The sequence below is a fragment of the Lysobacter sp. Root494 genome (genome assembly GCF_001427225.1).
Taxonomy (GTDB): domain Bacteria; phylum Pseudomonadota; class Gammaproteobacteria; order Xanthomonadales; family Xanthomonadaceae; genus Agrilutibacter.
Genome location: NZ_LMFH01000008.1, coordinates 228104 through 243408, shown reverse-complemented (window position 1 = coordinate 243408; position 15305 = coordinate 228104). Strand labels below are relative to the sequence as shown.

Below are 15305 nucleotides of genomic sequence, written 5' to 3'. Positions count from 1 at the left end.
CCGCGCCCTGCCTCTGGTTGACCTGGCCACACCGCGCAGCGGTGCAAGCTTCGGCGGCCACGATTCGTTCGCGATGGTCCGGCCGGCGAATTGATTTTGGCGATCCCGGGTGATGCATGTGACCAAAGGCGATCTTCCAGTGGATGGCGCCGAGCATGGCAGGAACCGGATACCGGTGCCCTGCGCCGGAGCCTGGCGATCCTGGTAGCGAGCAGTTCGCACGCAGCTGGACTTGTACGCAACCATGGACAGGGACGGCGAACGCATCGCTGCCGCTTGACGGGGCATTGACGCCTTTGCTGTTTAGCTCACCCCGCAGCCATCGTGGCTGCAGGGCACGGCCGCAGGAAACGCTGCTGCTGGTAGCGCCCACTTCCCTGAACGTTCTGGGGGATCCCATGCGCACCAGCCTCGTGGCTTTCTTGCTCGTCCTTCTCGTCGGTTGCGATCGCGGATCGACGACACACGCTACGCACGCTCTCAGTTCGGCTGCGTCACCTGCGGGCGACGAGGCCGCGCCTCGGCCCGATGCGTCGCCGGTGAGTGCGCCCGATAAAGGCAGTCTCGTCGAATACGGTACCAGCGCGCCTGTTCGCATGGGCGCGACGACCTGGTATCCCGTGCGCCTCAGCGAAGAGCATGCGGTGCGCGCGATCGCCTCCGGTGGCATGGACGTCGAGGTTCCAGGCGAGGCGCCGGTTCGTTTGCAGTACGAACGCCATATCGAACATGAGGACGGGAACTGGACATGGATCGGCCGGGTCGCCGGTTCTGCGCCCGGCACCGAAGCCATCCTTACGTTCGGTGAAAAGGCGGTATTCGCAGCGATACCCCACGGTAGCGGAGAGCCGTTGCGGATCACGATGGCACGTGGTCGGGCATGGCTGGTCAAACCCCTGGAAGCATCGTCGCGAAACGAGCGCAAGTCTTCGCCTAGCTACGCGCGTTCCCGCATGGAGGCTGCGGAGCCCAGCGCAATCGCTGCTGCCACGGCTGCATCCGATGGCAACACCGCAGGCGTAGTGACCATCGACCTGGCGCTCGGCTATACGAACGGGTTTGCTGAGCGGCTGGGTGGACAATCGCAGGCGCTCACGCGGATGAATCATCTTGTCGACGTCGCAAATGAGACCTACGCGAACAGTGCAGTAAACGGCCGGTTACGCCTGGTGGCCACGGTACAGGTCGAATATCCGGACGCGACGACAAATCGGTCAGCATTGTTCGAACTGACCGGGGTCAGTTGCTCTTCGGCACCGGGCGGACAGCTCCCGGACGGAGGTGTGAACTGCACCCAAGTCGGGCGGCCGGCATCATTGCAACCGCTGATCAGCGCCAGGAACGAATCCGGAGCTGATGTGGTTGCATTGGTGCGCAAGTTCGAGTCGCCCGAGAACGGCAGTTGCGGCTATGCCTGGTTACTCGGCAACAGCCAGACGCCCATCGTCGCGACCAGTGCCGGCTTTGGCATGGCTGTAGTCAGTGACACGAGCGGAACGCAGTTTCCGGACGGCGGGGCTACATGCCGCGAGGAGTCGCTGGCACACGAGATCGGCCATACCATGGGGTTGCAACATGATGTCCAAATCGCCCAGGGGACGGATGACTCCAATGGCGACGGCATACTCCTGGACCCCGAGGAATACGGACGTTATGGGTATTCGTTCGGTTATGTGGCACCGGCCGATGCAGGCAACTTCTACACGGTCATGGCGAACCGCCGAGTTGGCATGTCATCCATGCGGGTCTTTTCCAATCCACGGCTCACGACCTGCAATGGATTTGCCTGCGGAGTGGTGGGGAAATCGGACAATGCGGGCACTTTGGCCAAGACGATGCCCTTCGTTGCTGCATTCCTTCCCTCGCGAGATCTGTCGGCAGGGAATTGGCTGCAAGGTGACTTTGATGGTGACGGCAGATCGGATGTACTTTGGCGCAAGGCCAACGCTGGCAACAATCTCTACTGGAAGGCCGGCAATTCCGCGACAAGGCAAGCACTCGCGTCCGTCACCGATCTGGCCTGGGTCATAGCAGGGATAGGAGACTTCGACGGCGACGGCAAATCCGATGTGCTATGGCGAAACCGCAGCACAGGTGCAAATACCTATTGGAAGTCGGCGAACACAGCGACACGGCAGAGCGTGGCTTCCGTGACGGATCTGGCATGGTTCGTAGCAGGGGTCGGGGATTTCAATGGCGATGGCAGGTCCGACGTGCTTTGGCGGAACGCCCGGACGGGAGTCAACGTCATCTGGAACTCCGCGAGCTCCCTGAGTCGTCGTTCGGTTGCCTCGGCCGCTCTGGTGTGGACGGTCGAAGCGGTCGCCGACTTCAATGGCGATGGCAACGCCGACATCCTTTGGCGCAACAGGGAAACTGGTGTCAATTCCACCTGGTCTTCGGCGGATGCCGCGAGCCGTCAGTCGTCGCAGGCAAGTCCTGTATGGGTTGTCGCAACGGCGGCGGATTTCAATGGAGACGGTCGAGCAGACATCCTCTGGCGGAACCCCAATACCGGCAGCAATGTCCTGTGGTGGTCGGGCAGTTCAGCCATGCGTCGAAGCATCACGACTGTCAGCGACGCAGGATGGATGGTCGTCGGGGCTGGCGATTTCGACCTCGACGGGAAGGCGGATGTGCTGTGGCGTCACAACATGACCGGCGCAAACATGATCTGGAAGGGCGCGAACTCGGGAACGCCGCTGCCGATAACTGCGATCAGCGATTTGAACTGGGTGGTCGGCTGACTGAATTAGGTGGTCGGCTGATCCAAGGGTCGTAGTGTTTTTCAGAAGCTGCCGGAGCTGTTCCGTACCTTGGTCAATGCGCCATCAGAATCCCAGTGTTCACAGATTCTGGTAGTTCGGTCCCGACCCACCCTCAGGCGTAACCCAGTTGATGATCTCGTATGGGTCCTTGATGTCGCAGGTCTTGCAGTGCACGCAGTTGGCGGCGTTGATCTGCAGGCGTTTGCCCGTGCTTCCGTCGGAGCGTGCGTCTTCGACTATTTCGTAGACGTTGGCAGGGCAGAAGCGGGTGCAGGGGTTGTCGTATTCCTCGGTGCAGCGGGTGATGCAGATGTTGGTGTCGAGGACCTGCAGGTGGACGGGCTGGTCTTCGTCGTGTTCGGTCGCGGCGAAGTAGACGCCGGCGAGGCGGTCGCGCGGGGCGAGGGTGCGGTCGATGTAGTCGCGCTTCGGCGATTCGTATTCGCCTACCTTCTCCAGCGAGCACCAGTCCGGCTTGTTCTTCAGCGTCCACGGCGAGAGGCCGCCGGTGATGGTTTCCCACGCCGCGTTCAACATGCCGAACCACAGGCCGCGCTTGAAGCCGGGCTTGATGTTGCGGACCTTCCTCAGCTCCGCCATCGCATCGGATGCGCGCAGCTTGGCGTCGAAGCCTTCGGGTGACAGTTGCGCAGCGACGAGATGCTCCGCGGCGAGCATGCCGGAGCGGATCGCCTGGTGCGTGCCCTTGATCTTCGGCACATTGAGCAGTCCTGCCGTATCACCGATGAGGAGCGCGCCGGGCATTTCGCATTTCGGCAGCGACTGATAACCACCGGTGACGATCGCGCGCGCGCCGGCGGACACGATGCTGCCGCCTTCGAGCAGCGGCTTCACCATCGGATGGTTCTTCCATTGCTGGAAGGCTTCCCACGGCTTGTATTCCGGATCCTTGTAGTCGAGGCCGCTGACGTAACCGAGCGCGACGCGGCCCTTGTCGAGGTGATACAGGAAGCTGCCGCCGTACGTGCTGGTGTCGGCAGGCCAGCCGAAGCTGTGCACGATCTTGCCGGGCTGGACGCGCTCTTCCGGCACCTGCCAGAGTTCCTTGATGCCGATCGAATAACCCTGCGGATCGCTGTCCGCATCGAGCCTGAAACGCTGGACCAGGCGCTTGGTGAGATGGCCGCGCGCGCCTTCCGCAAGCACGGTGACCTTCGCGCGGATGTCGATGCCCGGCGTGTAGCCGGACTTGTGCGACCCGTCCTTTGCCACGCCCATGTCGCCGATGCGCACGCCGATGACCTTGCCGTCGGGGTCGTGCAGCGTTTCGGCCGCGGCGAAGCCGGGATAGATCTCGACGCCCAGTGCTTCGGCCTGCGGAGCGAGCCACGCGCACATCGCGCCCAGACTGACGATCACGTTGCCCTTGTTGTGCATGCCCGGCGGCACCGGCAGCTTGCGGCCGCCGTCCTTCGTCAGCAGCCAGAACTCATCTTCCTTCGCATCGACGCAGATCGGCGGCGGGTTGTCGCGCCAGCTCGGCAGCAGTGCGTCGAGCGGACCGGTTTCGATCACTGCGCCGGAGAGGATGTGTGCGCCGATGGTTGACGCCTTCTCGATCACGCAGACCGAGATGTCCGGGTTGAGCTGCTTGAGCCGGATCGCGAACGCCAGGCCCGAAGGACCGGCGCCGACCGTGACGACGTCGTACTCCATCACGTCGCGTTCGATCGGCGTGTCGTTCTGGGGGGCGTCGGTCATCGGTGGCTCCGCGAAGGGCGTGGTAGCAGGTGCGGGGATTTTCGCGGCTTGGGGCGGGTGGGGCAAATCCGTGGCTGCGGATGTACGCCGGATCTGGCGTTTGAAACGCCGAAGATGGCGGCCCTCAACCAGCGTGGTAGCGTCGAAACATGAGCATGATGTCCTTGCCGCTCGCCGATGCGAAGATCGCTTTGGACGCCCGCTGGCTGGCGGAAGCCGACGCGGATCGCCTGCTGCGCGGCTTGCGCGGGGGCATTCCATGGGAGGTCCACCGCATCCGCCTGTTCGGCCGCGAGCACGCCTCGCCGCGGCTGAGCTGCTGGATCGGCGATCCCGGCACGGGCTACCGCTACTCGGGCAGCTATTTCGAACCGCATCCGTGGCCGCCCGAACTAGCGGGGTTGCGCGAACGGCTCAGTACCGAACTCGGCATCGGCTTCAACAGCGTGCTCGCCAATCTGTACCGCGATGGCCGCGACTGCATGGGTTGGCACAGCGACGACGAAGCGGAACTGGGACCGGAGCCGGTGATCGCGTCGGTGAGCCTGGGTGCGACGCGACGCTTCGTGCTGAAGCATCGCGCCGAGCCGCAACGCAAGCTCGAGATCGCGTTGCCGCACGGGAGCTTGCTGGTGATGTCGGGCGCGACGCAGCGGAGTTACCGGCATGCGTTGCCGCGCACGACGAAGCCGGTGGGGGAGCGGATCAACCTGACGTTCCGGCGGATCGTGGTCGGCCGCGTGTAGTACGGGAATCCGCGGACGGAACGCTTTACCGCCCCTCACCCTGCATCGCTGCGCGATGCTGTCCCTCTCCCCGCAAGCGGGGAGAGGGGTGTCTGCTTGCGAATCAGCGCTGCCGCGCGTGCTGCTCACCTGTCGCCAGCGTCCAGCCGGCGATCTCGCGGTTCGCATTCGCAAGCGCCTGCTCGAATGCCACGACCACGTCGGGCACCGCGGTGGTTGCGGCCGTTTGCACCTGCAGGAACGTGCGCGAACCGGCGAGCTGTTGCGTCTTCACGTGCATAAGCTTGGCCGTCACTTCGATGGTCGCGCTGGGCACACTGTTGCCGGCGTAGTCGGATTCGAAGCGGCGCACGTCGAGCAGCAGGCGGTAGTCGGCGCCGATGCCGCTGCCCTGGCGCGCGACGGTGGCGATGCGGCCGGAGTCCTCGAGCGTCTGCAGGATGCCTTCCTCCAGCATCTCGCTGGGCGGCCGCGACCACTGCGCGCCCTTGTAGACCTGCAGTTCGTTCGGCGTCGGCCGCACCGCGATGCGCAGGCCGTCGGTGCCGCGACCGCCATAACTGCGGCCGAGCGCCAGGCTCCACCGTACGGCGGGCCATTCGGCAGGCGCCTGCGCGCGAGTGGCCGGCGCATAGATCGTGGTGGGCGTCTTGCTGCCACCGAGGAAGGAACTGCATCCGGCCACCAGCAGGCCTGCGATGGACATGGCCACCCATCGGCGCACGCGCATCGTTCTCGCGAACGTCATGCGTGTGACGGACGTGCGCTGGTGATCCCGGATTTCCGATCCCGTCGTCTTCATTTCGGCTCGAACTCCTTGGGTGCGTCGCGGCCCAGCAGATACTGCGCGGGGCTGCTGTCGAGGCGGTCGCTGATGCGGCGCAGGTCGCGCACCAAGGCGCGCAGTTCGCTGAGCGTCGGACCGAGCTGGCCGAGGCCGTCGTTGGCGAAGCTGCCGATCGCGGCGCGGTTGTCGTTGACGATGCCGTTCACGCCGTTTGCCGCGGAATCCATCTTCGCCAGCGTGCCATCGAGCTTGTCGATCAGCGCGGGGAGTTTCCGCACCAGTTCGCGGTCGACGTCGGTGATTGCCTTGTCCGTGGTCGCCAGCGTCTTCTCGAGCTGTTCGCTGGAGTGGCGCGCGCTGACGATCAGCGCGCGCACGTCCTCATGCTGGTCGCCGATCGCGCCGGTCATGGCTTCGATGCTGGCCAGCGAATTGGAAATGCGGCGGATGTTCTCCTCGCTGAGCAGTTCATCCATGCGCGCGACGAGTTTGTTCGCGGTATCGGCGATGTTCTGCAGCGCGGAGGCTTCGGCCTTGATGACGGGAATCTCGTTCGGGTCGACGTCGGCGAGGCGCCGCGCCTGCGGGCTGCCGCCGGTGAGCTGGATGATCGGCGGGGCGGTAAGGCTCGGCGTGGAGATCTTCGCGCGCGTGTCGGTCTTGACCGGCGCGCGCTCCTGGATGCGGATGATGGCGATGACGCGCCGCGGATCTTCCGGTGCGAGGCGCAACGATGCGATCGTGCCAACCGAGATGCCGTTGTAGAGCACGGGGCTACCTTCGCTGAGGCCGGTCACCGGTTCTTCGAACACGACCGCGTACTGCTGCCAGTCCTTCTCGGAGGAATACTTCGCTGCCCACAACGCGAAAAGCAGCAGGAACATCGTCACCACAAGGGTGAACGCACCGATCAGGACGTAGTTGGCCTTGGTTTCCATCTCAGGTTTCCTTGCTGTTCCGCATCCGCGCGACCTGCGCGGCGCGGGCACGCGGGCCGTGGAAATATTCCTGCACCCAGGGGTGATCGTAACGTTCCACTTCCCCGATCGGCGCGCAGGCCAGGACCTTGTGGTCAGCCAGCACCGCGACGCGGTCGCAGATGGCGTACAGCGTGTCGAGGTCGTGGGTGATGAGGAAGACGGTGAGTCCGAGTGCCTGCTGCAGCGTGAGGATCAGATGATCGAACGCAGCGGCGCCGATCGGATCGAGTCCGGCGGTGGGTTCGTCGAGGAACAGCAGCGGTGGATCCAGCGCCAGTGCGCGGGCGAGACCGGCGCGCTTGCGCATGCCGCCCGACAGCTGCGACGGCAGCTTGTTGATCGCATCGGCCGGAAGCCCGGCGAGCTTCACCTTCAACAGCGCCAGTTCGTAGCGCAGCGAGTCGGGAAGTTCGCGATGGTATTCCTTGAGCGGCACCTGCACGTTTTCGCCGACCGTGAGCGACGAGAACAACGCGCCGTCCTGGAACAGGACGCCGGTGTTGCGCTCGATCTCGCGGTGCGCGTTTGCCGAATTGCTGCGCGCATCGATGCCGAGCACTTCGATGTCGCCCGCATCGGGTTCGCGCAGGCCCAGGATCGATCGCATCAGCACCGATTTGCCGGTACCCGAGCCGCCGACGACGCCGAGGATCTCGCCGGGACGCACGTCGAGATCGAGGCCGTCGTGCACGACCTGTTCGCCGAAGCGGTTGACCAGGCCGCGCACGCGGATGATCGGTTCCGCGGCATCGTCAGTGGCCATGACCGCGTTCAATAACCCATCTCCATGAACCAGATCGCGGCGATCGCGTCGAGCACGATCACCAGCGAAATCGTCTGCACCACGCTCGACGTCGTGCGTTCGCCGACCGATTCCGCCGTGCCTTCGACCTGCAGGCCTTCGAGGCAGCCGATGAGGGAGATGATCAGTGCAAAGAACGGCGCCTTCACCATGCCGACGACGAAGTGGCGCAGTTCCATCGTGTCGTGCATGCGCGCGAGATACTGCGTCACCGGGATGTCGAGTCCGTAGGCGCCGACGGTGAGGCCGCCGAGCAGGCCGAAGATCATCGCCACGAAGGTCAGCAGCGGCAGCATCACCAGCAATGCGAGCACGCGCGGGATGACGAGCAGGTCGATCGGGTCCATGCCGAGCGTGCGGATCGCGTCGACTTCCTCGCGGCTCTTCATCGCGCCGATCTGCGCGGTAAACGCGCTCGCGGTGCGGCCGGCGAGGATGATCGCGGTCAGCAACACGCCGAACTCGCGCAGGAACGCGATGCTCACCAGTTCGACCACGTAGATCGTCGCGCCGAAGTCGCGCAGGATGTTGGAACCGAGGAACGCGACGACCGCACCCACGAGGTAGCAGAGCAGGGCAACCAGGGGCACGGCATCCAGGCCCACCTGCTCCATGTGATAGACGGTCGCGGTCGGGCGGAAGCGGGAAGGGTCCTTGAACGTGCGTACCAGCTTCACCAGCGTTTCGCCGAAGAAACCGATCAGCGCGCGGATCTCGCCGTAGTTGTCCTGGACGGCGTGGCCGAGGCGATCGAACGCTGCCGCGATGCCGTATTCGCGCTTCTTCTTCGGGCGGTCGTCGGCGACGTCCTCGATCGCGGACACCAGGTTGCGGTGGTCTTCGCGGAAGCGGATCAGGTCGAAGTCGAGTCCATGCCGGCGCGAGAACCGCAGCAGTTGCAGCACTCCGAGCGAATCGAGGCGCTCGACGCCGGATGCGTCGATGGATTCCAGGTCGTGAGGCGCGGAGCCCAGCGCCTGGCTGATGCCGTCGGCGTGTTCGAGGGTCCATTGACCGCTCAGGCGCGCACGCGCCGGAGTGCCTTCGGTGACGAGCTGCGGTCGGGTCGCGGTCGGAGCAGTCATGGCTGGAAGGAAGGATACAGGCGCCGGCGGCCGGATGGTTCACGACGCGTGGCCTGCATCGCGGCCGTGAGCGAACGTGCATGTCACCGACACCGCGGCGTGCGATCCTTCGCCCATCGCGTCACGGCTGCCCATTTTGTCCCTGCCTTCCATGTCCTTCCAGTCGCTCAGTTTTGCCGACCGCGTGGCGTTCCTCGTCGAACTGGCCGAACGCCTGCATCTGTACGGCACCACCGCGCAACGCCTCGAAGGCGCGATCACCGCGGTGTCGCGCCAGCTGCACGTGGGTTGCGAGCCGTGGTCGAATCCGACCGGCATGATCCTGACCTTCAGCGATCCCATGCGCCCCGGCGAGGAAACGGAAATCACCCGCGTGATCCGGCTTCCGCTGGGCGACACCGATCTGTACCGGCTCGCCGAAACCGATCGCATCGCCGAGGAAGTGATGGCGGGACGGCTTGGACTGCGCGAGGCCCATGCCCTGATGAGCGCGCTCGACCGCCCGCCGAGTCGGCGCGCGCGGATCATGCAGGTGCTCGGCTTCGGCCTGGCGGCCACCGCGATCGCCGGCCTGCTGCGCCTGCCGTGGCTGGACATCACGGTCGCGGGACTCAACGGACTGCTCATCGGTGCGCTGATCGAATACACAAAGCCGTATCCGCGCCTGAAGGAAGCCGCCGATGCGATCGCGGCGATGCTTGCGGCGTTCATGACGGTGCTCGTGGCGAGCTTCATCGAGCCGCTCAACCAGAACACCGTGATCATCGCGTCGCTGATCGTGCTGCTGCCCGGTATGGCGCTGACCAACGCGGTCAACGAGCTGACGAGCCAGCACCTGGTTTCGGGCACCGCGCGTTTCGCCGGCGCGGTGACGACGGTACTCAAGCTCACCGTGGGTGCGGTGATCGCGCTGTACATCGCCGACCTGCTTGGATTGCATCCGGACGTGCGCGCGTCGCGGCCGCAACCGGGGTGGGTGGAATGGGCTGCGCTGGTGCTGGCGACGTTCGCGTTCGCGGTGCTGTTTCGCGCGGATAGGCGCGATTACCTGCGGGTGATGTTCGCCGCGGCAGGCGGCTATCTCATTGCGCGTTTCGCCGGCGAGGCATTCGGAAGCCCGGCCGGGATCTTCCTCGCCGCGTTGGTGATGACGGCCGTGGGAAATGCCTACGCGCGCTGGTGGAAACGGCCCGGCGCGATCATCCGCGTGCCCGGCATCATCATGCTGGTGCCGGGCAGCGCGAGCCTGCGCGGGTTGCTGACGATGATCCAGCAGCAGGACACGGTCATCGGGCAGGATGCGTTGCTGGCGGTGGTGAACATTCTGCTGGCGTTGCTGGCGGGGTTGCTGTTCGGGAATTTGTTGCTGGCGCCGGGACGGAATCTGTAGGCGCTTCTTGCGGTTGCCATTGCTGGCCGAGCCCGATCTTGCCGTTGTTGTTGCCTGTGCTCGTCATTCCCGCGAACGCGGGAATCCAGTGACTTTCGCTCCTCCTGTTCGGCTTGGAAGCGAGCTCGAAGACAGGTCAAAAACAAAGACGCTGGATTCCCGCTCTCGCGGGAATGACGATCAAGAGCAAAGAGCGCCGAGGCAGGGCGAAAAGCAGGTAGCAATGAAGCATTCCAACAAAAACGCCGGCTTGCGCCGGCGTTTTCTTCAGTGATCGATTGCTGCAACGCTCAGCGAATCAGGAACTCATCGATCTGCCGCCCCTGGTCCAGGTACGTCGCCAGCCACCGCGGCGGCTTGCCGCGGCCTGCCCAGGTTTCTTCCGTATTCGCCGGATTGCGGTACTTCGGCGCGACCTTGCCGAGCTTGTAGCCCTTGGTGGTCTTCCTCGCCCTGGGTGCCGTGCCGGCCGGCTTCGTGGAACTCTTCGTGGCCGGAGCGCCGCCGAACAGTTCGGCAACCGTGTACCCCTCCGCCTTCGCCAGCTGCGTAAGCTTCTGCCGAACCACGCCGATCGGCTTGCGCTTGCTCAACGTGTTCTTGCGCTTCTTCGCTTCGTTGATCAGCGCGTCCAGTTCCTTCGCGGACAGGCGGGTGATGTCGATGGACATGGAACCTCCGGATCGTGGAATGCGTGCCGCGACGGGCGTTGTTCCGATTATGCCGTGCCCAGGCGCGCCAGCAACGCGGCGCGGTCCAGGTTCTCGGCTTCGCTGGCGCGGCGGTGACGGTATTCGAACGTGCCTGCAGCGATTCCGCGCTCGGATACGACCACGCGATGCGGAATGCCGATCAGTTCCATGTCGGCGAACATCGCGCCCGGGCGCAGGCCGCGGTCGTCAAGCACGGTGTCGATGTCGGCCGTGTTGAGCTCGCGATACAGCGCATCGGCTTCGGCCGCGACGTTCGCGTCGTTCTTCGGATTGATCACGCATACCGCGACCTGCCAGGGCGCCATCGCGTCCGGCCAGATGATGCCGTTGTCGTCGTGGTTCTGTTCGATCGCCGCGGCGACGATGCGCGAAACGCCGATGCCGTAGCAGCCCATCGCCGGTTCGATCGCCTTGCCGCCGGCGTCGAGCACGGTGCATTTCATCGCTTCGGAATACTTGCGGCCAAGTGCGAACACATGGCCCACCTCGATGCCGCGCGCGATGCCGAGCGCGCCCTTGCCGTCGGGTGATGGATCGCCTTCGACGACGTTGCGGATGTCGGCGACTTCGTCCGGTTCGGGCAGGTCGCGACCCCAGTTGATGCCGGCGAGGTGGAAGCCCTTCTCGTTGGCGCCGACGACGAAGTCGGCCATCGCGGCGACATTGCGGTCGGCGATGACGCGGACTTTCTGCTTCGGCGCAACGGGCCCCAGGAAACCGGGCTCGCTGCCCAGGTGCGCGTCGATCTCGCCTTCGGTTGCCAGGCGGTAGTTGCCCAGGCCCGCGAGCTTGCCCAGCTTGATCTCGTTGACGACGTGGTCGCCGCGCACCAGCGCGAGCACGAACTGCGGCGCGCCTTCGGCATCCTCGCCCATCAGCGCGACCGACTTCACCGTGCGCTCCAGGGCGATGCCCATCAGCGCAGCGACGTCCTCGCAGGTCTTCTGCGTGGGCGTGTCGATCCTGCGCATCGTTTCGGTCGCGACAGGACGCGGGCCGGGCGCGGCGGCTTCGGCCTTCTCGACGTTCGCGGCGTAGTCCGAGCCGGTGGAAAAGGCGAGGGCGTCTTCGCCGGAATCGGCCAGCACATGGAATTCGTGCGAAGCGCTGCCGCCGATCGCACCGGTGTCGGCGGACACGGCGCGGAACTTCAAACCGAGGCGGGTGAAGATGCGGCCGTAGGTGTCGTACATGTTCCGGTATTCGGCGGCGAGCGATTCGTCGTCGACATGGAACGAGTAGGCGTCCTTCATGAGGAACTCGCGCGCGCGCATCACGCCGAAGCGCGGACGGATCTCGTCGCGGAACTTGGTCTGGATGTTGTAGAAGTTGACAGGCAGCTGCTTGTAGCTGGCCAGTTCGCTGCGGGCGAAGTCGGTAATGACTTCCTCCGCGGTCGGGCCGTAGCAATAGCCGGCTTCCTTGCGGTCCTTGATCTTCAGCAGCTGGCCGCCGAACTTCTCCCAGCGTCCGGTTTCCTCCCACAGCTCCTGCGGCTGGATCGTCGGCATCAGCAGTTCGATCGCGCCGGCGGCGTCCATTTCCTCGCGCACGGCTTTCTCCACCTTGCGCAGCACGCGCAGGCCGAGCGGGCTCCAGGTGTACAGGCCGGCCGCGAGCTTGCGGATCATGCCCGCCTTGAGCATCAGCTTGTGGCTGATGATCTCGGCTTCGGCGGGGGTTTCCTTGCTGGTGTGGAGATGGAACCGCGACAGGCGCATCGGTGGGGCTTCACGCGTAGGGAAGCGGGCATTTTGCCATGCGTTTCGCGGGTTCCGGCCGTGCATGGGCTTTTCGCCCGTCATTCAACGAAGGCGGGAACCATGGACGTTGCTTGCTCCGGCTTCACAGGAAACGAAACAAACCCAGTGTCCATGGATGAGCGGACATTCCCCAGTGGGAAAGCCCCGCCCCAGGAACGACGAAATCCTAATCGGCGGGCGTATCGGGCAGGTCCGCGCTGCGATCGCCGTGCACTTCGATGCCTTCGCTCGGCTGGCGCTCGACGCGTTCGTACCGGCGGCCTCTGGGCGGTTTCTCGGTGATCTGCAGGACGCCATTGGCGTCGCGCCAGCGATAGAGCACCGGGCGCGCGGCTTCGGCTTCGATGGCGGCCTGGCGTTCGCGTTGAACGCGGGCGTGTTCGCGCTCCTCGCGCGTGGTCCACCACCAGGCGGCGGCACCGATGGCGAGACCCGTGACTATGGCCCAGCCCAGGCGCATGTCAGGGCGCGACGGCGGGCTTGTCGCAGACGGTCTTCAACATCTGCTCGGTCTGCTGGATCCGCTTCGCGCGGTCTTCCGCCGACATTTCGCTGTCGGGCTTGCCGTCGCCGTTGGCATCGAGGCCGACGGGCTGGCTGCCCTTGAGCCGGGCAAGATTGCTGCGCGCGGTGACGCAGTTCGGGTCTTCTTTCGGTTGGGCCGCGGCTTGCGTCGGCGCGGGCCCATCCTTCAGATGGCGGTTCTGCACACCCTGTTGCACGGGCGGCGGCGAATCCGAGTAGTGGGTGACGCCCCTGGCATCCTTCCACTGGTACACGGTGCCTGCGAATGCGGGCGCGGCCAGCAACAGGGCCATGCACCCCAGGCTGACGGCGACGGGGATCGACTGAAGCGTGCGGCTGGACATGGGCATGGTCGATCAGCGATGGAGGTCCGATTGCAGCACCGTGCCGGTGCACAGGCAAGCGGTAAACTCACGGACATGGACGAATCGCACACCCCTCGGCCGCGCGGCCGCGGCATCTACCTGCTTCCCAACCTGTTCACCACGGGCGGCATGTTCGCCGGCTTCTACGCGATCATCGCGGCGACGCAGGGGCATTACGCGGACGCATGCGTCGCGATCTTCATCGCGGCGATCCTCGATGGCGTGGACGGGCGCGTGGCACGCCTGACCAACACGCAGAGCGAATTCGGCATGCAGTACGACTCGCTCGCGGACCTGATCAGCTTCGGGCTCGCACCCGCACTGGTGATGTACCACTGGGCGCTGTCGTCGACGCGGCTGGACGGCGTGGTGCCGGGCAAGCTCGGCTGGATCGCGGCCTTCCTGTACGCGGCATGCGCGGCGATCCGCCTGGCGCGGTTCAACTCGCAGGTGGGGCAGGTCGACAAGCGCTGGTTCATCGGCCTGGCCAGTCCGGCATCGGCGGGGCTGGTGGCGAGCTTCGTGTGGACCTGCCACGACAATGGCTTCTCCGGCGAGGAACTGCGCTGGTTCGCGCTCGGTGTGACGGTCGTGGCCGCATTGCTGATGGTCAGCCGCCTGCGCTACTTCAGTTTCAAGAGCGGCGGGCCGCGCAGCGACCGGATTCCGTTCCTCGGCATCATCATCGTGCTTGCAGTGCTGGTCGCGATCGCGATCGATCCGCCTTCGGTGCTGCTCGCCATCGGCGTGTTGTATGCGGCGTCGGGCCCGGCGTATTCGGTGTGGCGGCGCATGCGCAAGCTGCCGACGGAGGCCTCGCCGTGAGCATGGGCGCCCACGATCTGCCCTGGAGCAGCGAGCAGCGCGAGTGGTTGCAGGCGTTGGGCCACGACGTGTTGATGCTGGCGCCGGTGGGTAGTGATGTGCGGGCAGACGTGGCTCGGCCGTCGAATACTGAGGCGCCCTCGAAGTCGCGGTCGATCGCTGGGAATATCGCGAAGCCCACACCGTCCGCTCCGCCGCTGCTCCGCGCCCTGGCGCGTGCCGCTGGCCGCAGCGAAGACGATGCCGAATTCCTGCAGACGGTTCCGGATATTTCCGTGCTGTGTGGCAACACCGCCGCGCGCCGCGCGCTGTGGCCGCGGCTGCGGGCGCTGCGCAGGCGGAAGCCGTAATGAACGCGCGGGCGAACAGCCAGCCCTTGCCGCTCTCGTTGCGGCCGATGCGCGAGGACGACCTCGCCGCGGTGCAGATGATCGAGTCGCGAGCGTACGAATTTCCCTGGACCGTAGGGATCTTCCGCGACTGCCTGCGCGCCGATTATCCCGCGTGGGTGTTGCACGACGGCGATCGCATCGCCGGCTATTTCCTGATGTCGATCGCGGCGGGCGAAGCACACGTGCTGAACATCTGCGTCGCCCCGGAAATGCAGGGACAGGGGCATGGCCGCCGCCTGTTGCACGCGCTGCTGCACATGGCTCGCGGGCGCTACGTATCGCGTGTGTTCCTCGAAGTGCGGCCTTCCAACGCCAATGCGATCGCGCTGTACTTCGACGAGGGATTCAACGAGATCGGGCGGCGTCCGCGTTACTACCCGGCGAAGGATGGGCGCGAGGATGCGCTGGTGATGGCGATGGAGCTGTTGCCGGAGGAATAACG

At 65.2% G+C, this 15305-nt stretch carries 15 protein-coding genes; 6 read left to right on the top strand and 9 right to left on the bottom strand.

Translation table 11 applies throughout. The annotated features are described in order from the left end of the window. The first annotated feature begins 398 nt into the window (after positions 1-398). Complete coding sequence (locus tag ASD14_RS13925; protein WP_056135075.1) at positions 399-2747, top strand: FG-GAP-like repeat-containing protein; 2349 nt, start codon at positions 399-401, stop codon at positions 2745-2747. A gap of 99 nt (positions 2748-2846) precedes the next feature. Here ASD14_RS13925 and ASD14_RS13920 read toward each other — a convergent pair whose 3' ends face one another. Next, positions 2847-4490 carry an electron transfer flavoprotein-ubiquinone oxidoreductase gene (locus ASD14_RS13920; protein ID WP_056135072.1) on the bottom strand — a complete coding sequence of 548 codons (1644 nt, stop codon included), beginning with the start codon at positions 4488-4490 and terminating at the stop codon, positions 2847-2849. Positions 4491-4639: 149 nt separating this feature from the next. Between ASD14_RS13920 and ASD14_RS13915 the strand changes: the two genes are divergently transcribed. Next, the gene (locus ASD14_RS13915) at positions 4640-5236 is read left to right on the top strand and encodes an alpha-ketoglutarate-dependent dioxygenase AlkB (protein WP_235565415.1); all 597 of its coding nucleotides are present in this window, start codon (positions 4640-4642) and stop codon (positions 5234-5236) included. A gap of 103 nt (positions 5237-5339) precedes the next feature. Here ASD14_RS13915 and ASD14_RS13910 read toward each other — a convergent pair whose 3' ends face one another. From ASD14_RS13910 to ASD14_RS13895, 4 genes are all read right to left on the bottom strand, one after another. Then, on the bottom strand, positions 5340-5942 hold the full coding sequence (locus tag ASD14_RS13910; RefSeq protein WP_235565414.1) for an ABC-type transport auxiliary lipoprotein family protein: 603 nt from the start codon (positions 5940-5942) through the stop codon (positions 5340-5342). Positions 5943-6034: 92 nt separating this feature from the next. Beyond that, positions 6035-6961, bottom strand: coding sequence for an MlaD family protein (locus ASD14_RS13905; RefSeq protein ID WP_056135069.1), 927 nt, complete (start codon positions 6959-6961; stop codon positions 6035-6037). A 1-nt stretch (position 6962) separates the two neighbouring features. Beyond that, positions 6963-7766: an ABC transporter ATP-binding protein gene (locus ASD14_RS13900; protein ID WP_056135066.1), complete on the bottom strand. Its 804-nt coding sequence runs from the start codon at positions 7764-7766 to the stop codon at positions 6963-6965. Between the two features lie 8 nt (positions 7767-7774). Continuing rightward, positions 7775-8890, bottom strand: a complete 1116-nt coding sequence (locus tag ASD14_RS13895; protein ID WP_056135063.1) for an MlaE family lipid ABC transporter permease subunit — start codon at positions 8888-8890, stop codon at positions 7775-7777. Between the two features lie 151 nt (positions 8891-9041). Here ASD14_RS13895 and ASD14_RS13890 point away from each other — a divergent pair, with 151 nt between their 5' ends. Next, complete coding sequence (locus ASD14_RS13890; protein ID WP_056135059.1) at positions 9042-10280, top strand: threonine/serine exporter family protein; 1239 nt, start codon at positions 9042-9044, stop codon at positions 10278-10280. 290 nt (positions 10281-10570) lie between these two features. Here the strand turns inward: ASD14_RS13890 and ASD14_RS13885 are convergent, their stop codons facing one another. From ASD14_RS13885 to ASD14_RS13870, 4 genes are all read right to left on the bottom strand, one after another. After that, positions 10571-10951 (bottom strand): H-NS histone family protein, encoded by a 381-nt coding sequence (locus tag ASD14_RS13885; protein ID WP_056135056.1) that lies wholly within the window; start codon positions 10949-10951, stop codon positions 10571-10573. A 47-nt stretch (positions 10952-10998) separates the two neighbouring features. Beyond that, the gene (locus tag ASD14_RS13880) at positions 10999-12714 is read right to left on the bottom strand and encodes a proline--tRNA ligase (RefSeq protein WP_056135053.1); all 1716 of its coding nucleotides are present in this window, start codon (positions 12712-12714) and stop codon (positions 10999-11001) included. Positions 12715-12922: 208 nt separating this feature from the next. After that, on the bottom strand, positions 12923-13216 hold the full coding sequence (locus ASD14_RS13875) for a DUF4124 domain-containing protein (RefSeq protein ID WP_056135050.1): 294 nt from the start codon (positions 13214-13216) through the stop codon (positions 12923-12925). Position 13217: 1 nt separating this feature from the next. Then, on the bottom strand, positions 13218-13625 hold the full coding sequence (locus tag ASD14_RS13870) for a DUF4124 domain-containing protein (RefSeq protein WP_235565413.1): 408 nt from the start codon (positions 13623-13625) through the stop codon (positions 13218-13220). A 75-nt stretch (positions 13626-13700) separates the two neighbouring features. On the opposite strand from ASD14_RS13870, the gene pssA reads away from it, so the two are divergent. Genes pssA through rimI form a run of 3 tightly spaced genes read left to right on the top strand, consistent with a single transcriptional unit; the run spans position 13701 to position 15303 of the window. Beyond that, a complete protein-coding gene (gene pssA, locus ASD14_RS13865) occupies positions 13701-14471 on the top strand; it encodes a CDP-diacylglycerol--serine O-phosphatidyltransferase (RefSeq protein WP_056135044.1) in 771 nt (256 codons plus the stop codon). Then, positions 14468-14821: a hypothetical protein gene (locus tag ASD14_RS13860; protein ID WP_157475409.1), complete on the top strand. Its 354-nt coding sequence runs from the start codon at positions 14468-14470 to the stop codon at positions 14819-14821. Before pssA ends, ASD14_RS13860 begins: the two co-directional genes overlap by 4 nt. After that, positions 14821-15303 (top strand): ribosomal protein S18-alanine N-acetyltransferase, encoded by a 483-nt coding sequence (gene rimI, locus ASD14_RS13855; protein WP_056135037.1) that lies wholly within the window; start codon positions 14821-14823, stop codon positions 15301-15303. The genes ASD14_RS13860 and rimI overlap by 1 nt, the downstream gene beginning before the upstream one ends. Positions 15304-15305 lie beyond the last annotated feature (2 nt).